At 69.3% G+C, this 4,259-nt stretch carries 1 protein-coding gene; it reads right to left on the bottom strand.

The window, feature by feature from the left end; genetic code table 11:
- On the bottom strand, positions 1 to 4,259 hold a 4,259-nt coding region (locus H343_RS0124605), incomplete at both ends, for a type I polyketide synthase (protein WP_028433287.1).

Genomic DNA, 4,259 nt, shown 5'->3' with positions numbered 1-4,259 from the left:
TGACCGATGTTCGACTTCACCGAACCGAGGTGGAGAGGCCGCTCACGGTCCTGCCCGTACGTCGCCAGCAGCGCCTGCGCCTCGATCGGGTCACCGAGAGTCGTGCCCGTCCCGTGCGCCTCCACCACATCCACATCACCAGCGGACAGACCACCACTGGCCAACGCCTGACGGATCACCCGCTGCTGCGACGGACCGTTCGGCGCCGTCAAACCATTCGACGCACCGTCCTGATTCACCGCGCTGCCGCGCACGACCGCCAGCACCTGATGCCCGTGACGCCGCGCATCCGAAAGCCGCTCCAGCACCACCAGACCGACGCCCTCGGACCAGCCCACACCATCAGCCGCATCCGAGAACGCCTTGCACCGGCCGTCCGAGGCCAGACCCCGCTGACGCGAGAAGCCCACGAACGCCCCCGGCGTCGACATCACCGTCACACCACCGGCCAGCGCCAGCGAGCATTCACCCTGCCGCAGCGCCTGGGCGGCAAGGTGCATCGCCACCAGCGACGACGAACACGCCGTGTCCACCGTCATGGCGGGACCTTCGAGTCCCAGCGTGTAGGCGACTCGTCCGGACAGAACGCTCTGTGCGGTGCCCGTGCCCTGGTACCCCTCGAAGCTCTCGTCGCTCACCAGGGTGCTGTAGTCGTTGGACATCACCCCCGCGAACACACCGGTCCGGCTGCCCCGCAACGACATCGGGTCGATACCCGCCCGCTCGAAGGCCTGCCAGGACGCTTCCAGCAACAAGCGCTGCTGGACGTCCGTGGCGAGCGCCTCCCGTGGCGACATCCCGAAGAAGTCGGGGTCGAACTGATCGGCGTCGTGCAGGAATCCGCCTTCGACGACGTGGGTCTTCCCGGGTTCGTCCGGGTCCGGGTGGTGGAGCGATTCCAGGGCCCAGTTTCGGTTGGTGGGGAAGCCTGAGATGGCGTCGCCACCGTCCAGTACGAGTTGCCACAGCTCCTCCGGCGAACTGACGTCGCCCGGATAGCGGCAGGACATCCCCACGATCACGACCGGGTCGCCCGTGGCCGGCGGCATGCCCTGGATGGGCACGGGCATCAGCGCGGACATGTCGCCGTCGCTGCCGAGGAGTTCTTCCTGGACGCGCCCGGCCAGTACCGCCACGGTGGGGTAGTCGAAGACCATCGTGGCGGGCAGCCGCAGCCCGGTGACCGCCGTCAGACGGTTCCGCAGCTCCACGGCCGTCAGCGAGTCGAAGCCCAGCCCTTGGAAGGGGCGTGTGACGTCGACTGCTTCAGCGCGTGAATGGCCCAGCACCGTGGCGACTTCGGCGCGTACCAAGTCCACGAGTGCTTCGGTACGTTCGGCGGGGCTCAGCCCGACGAGGCGCTGGACGAGGCCGCCGTCGGCGTTCGCAGCCGATGTCGCCGCCCGACGTGCCCGCGTCGTCGTCCGTATGAGCCCCCGAAGCAGCGGCGGAACCTCACCCTGTGCGCGCACGGCGGGCAGATCCAGTCGCAGGGGGAGTACGGCCGGTTCGTCGCCGGCAACAGCCGCGTCGAACAGCTCGACACCCTGGTCCTCCGACAGCGGCGGCATGCCTGAGCGCTCCATACGCTGCATGTCCGCCTCGGACAGGCCGCCGGTCATTCCGCTGTCCCGGGACCATGCGCCCCAGGCCAACGACACGCAGGGCAGTTCCAGTTGGCGACGGTGCTCGGCGAGCGCGTCCAGGAAGGCGTTGCCCGCCGCGTAGTTGGCCTGCCCGGCCCCGCCGAATACGCCTGCGGCGGAGGAGAAGAGGACGAACGCCGACAGGTCTCGGTCCCGGGTGAGTTCGTGCAGGTTCCAGGCGGCATCCACCTTCGGCCGCAGGACAGTCTCCACGCGTTCCGGTGTCAGTGACTCGACCACACCGTCATCGAGGACACCTGCCGTGTGGACGACAGCATGCACCTCATGCTGTTCCAACAGTCTTGCCAGGGCCGTGCGGTCGCCCACGTCGCAGGCGGCCACCAGCACCTGGGAGCCCGACTCCGTGAGTTCCGCGACCAGTTCTTCAGCGCCGTCGGCGTCCATGCCGCGGCGGCTGACCAGCAGCAGATTCCGCACACCGTGCTCGACCACCAGGTGCCGGGCCACGACCCGGCCGAGACCACCCGTGCCGCCGGTGATGAGGACAGTTCCCTCTGCATCCCAACCGGCACCGCTCGAAGGTACGTCGACCCGCGCCAGACGCGGCACCAGAGTCTCACCCTCACAGACCCTCACCTGGGGCTCGTCGACGCCCAGTGCCTGCGGCACGACAGCCGCGGACGCCTCCGAAGCATCCACATCCAGCAGACCGAACCGGCCCGGGTGTTCCGACTGCGCAGAACGCACCAGACCCCACACGCCGGCGGCCGCCACATCCTCACCCGCGACAGCACCACGCGTGACGAACACCAACCGCGAACCGGCAAACCGCTCATCGGCCAACCACTCCTGCACCACACCCAGCACACGCGCAGTCAAAACATGCGCGGACCCGGCCACGCCACCGTCCGCATCACCCACCACCGGCACCAACACCACACCCGGCACCGGCACTTCATCACCACTCGCCGCGAGTGCCGCCAGATCCGCGTGGGCGCCGCCCTCGGCACCGACGCTCTCCGACAGGCCCAGCGCATCAGGGCCAACCACGGCCACCGTCTGATCGCCACCGGCCACCGGCACCGCCGGCACGGGCGCGGAGGCCGGAGTCCAGTCCAGGGTGAACAGTGAATCCCGAGTCACGCCCGCGTCATCGAGTTGCTCAGCCGGCACGGGACGGGTCACCAGCGACTCGACGGAGGCCACGGGCGCACCGGCGGAGTCCGCTACCGCAATCGCCATGGCGCCGTCGTCGCCCCGCGTCAGCCGTACACGTACCTGCGAGGCACCGGACGCGTGCAGCGACACACCCTGCCAGGAGAACGGCAGGCCGCCTCCGCTGATCACCTCCGCACCGCCGAGTCCGGCGGCGTGGATGCCCGCATCGAGCAGTGCGGGGTGGATGCCGAACCTGTCGGCGCCGGTGTCCTCCGGAAGGGCCACCTCGGCGAAGATCTCACCGTCACCGCCTCGCCAGGCGGCCTTCAGCCCCTGGAAGGCGGGCCCGTACTCGAACCCGAGGTCCACGAACCGCTCGTAGCAGCCCTCGACCTCCACCGGCACCGCACCCGCGGGCGGCCACACCGAGGCGTCGAACTCAATCCCGCTGCCGGCTCCTTCAGCCAGTAGGCCGCTGGCGTGCTCCACCCATGGCAGGTCCTCGCCGTCCGCCCGGCGTCCGTACACCGCTACCGCACGACGCCCCGACTCGTCGGGAACGCCTACCGATACCTGTACCTGTACGGCGCCCTCTTCAGGGAGCACCAGCGGCGCGGCAAGCGTCAGTTCCTCGACGTGGCCGCAGCCGACCTCGTCACCCGCGCGGACCGCCAACTCCACGAAGGCCGTGCCGGGGAAGAGCACCCGGCCCATCGCCACATGGTCGGCAAGCCATGGATGCGACCGCAGTGAGAGACGGCTGGTGAACAACACTCCTTCGGAGCCGGCCAGTTCCACCGCCGCGCCCAGCAGTGGGTGCTCGGCGGCGACGAGCCCGAGACCGGACGCATCGCCGGGCCGCGTCGACGGGGACGGCCAGAAGCGCTGCCGCTGGAAGGCGTAGGTGGGCAGGTCGACCCGGCGCGCATCGGTGCCGTCGAAGAGACGTGCCCAGTCGACGTCGATGCCGTTCACATGGAGACGAGCCAACCCCGACAGGAGAGCAACTTCCTCCTCCCGGTCCTTGCGCAGCACCGGCGCCACCACGGCCTCATCCGGCACCAACTCCGTCGCCATCGCGGAGAGCACCCCGTCCGGGCCCAACTCCACAAACGCCGAGACGCCTTGACCCTCCAGCGACCACACGTGATCGGCGAAACGGACCGTCTCCCGCACATGACGAACCCAGAACTCCGGCGAGGTCACCTCACCCGACGACACCACAGGAATCCGCGGCACCTCGAAGGACAATCCCTCCACCACGGCACGGAAATCGTCCAGCATCGGATCCATCAACGGCGAATGGAACGCATGCGAAACCGACAACCGCCGCGTCCGCCGCCCGTCCTCTTCGAAACGCTCCGCGATCTCCAGCACACCGGCCTCGTCCCCGGAAACCACCACCGAAGAAGGCCCGTTCACCGCCGCAACAGACACCCCGTCGGGCAGATACAGCAGAACCTCGTCCTCGGCCGCCTCGACCGCGACCATCGC

It is taken from the genome of Streptomyces sp. TAA204 (assembly GCF_000424965.1).
The sequence above is the reverse complement of the archived record's forward strand: the minus strand, read 5'-3'. Positions and strand labels throughout refer to the sequence as shown.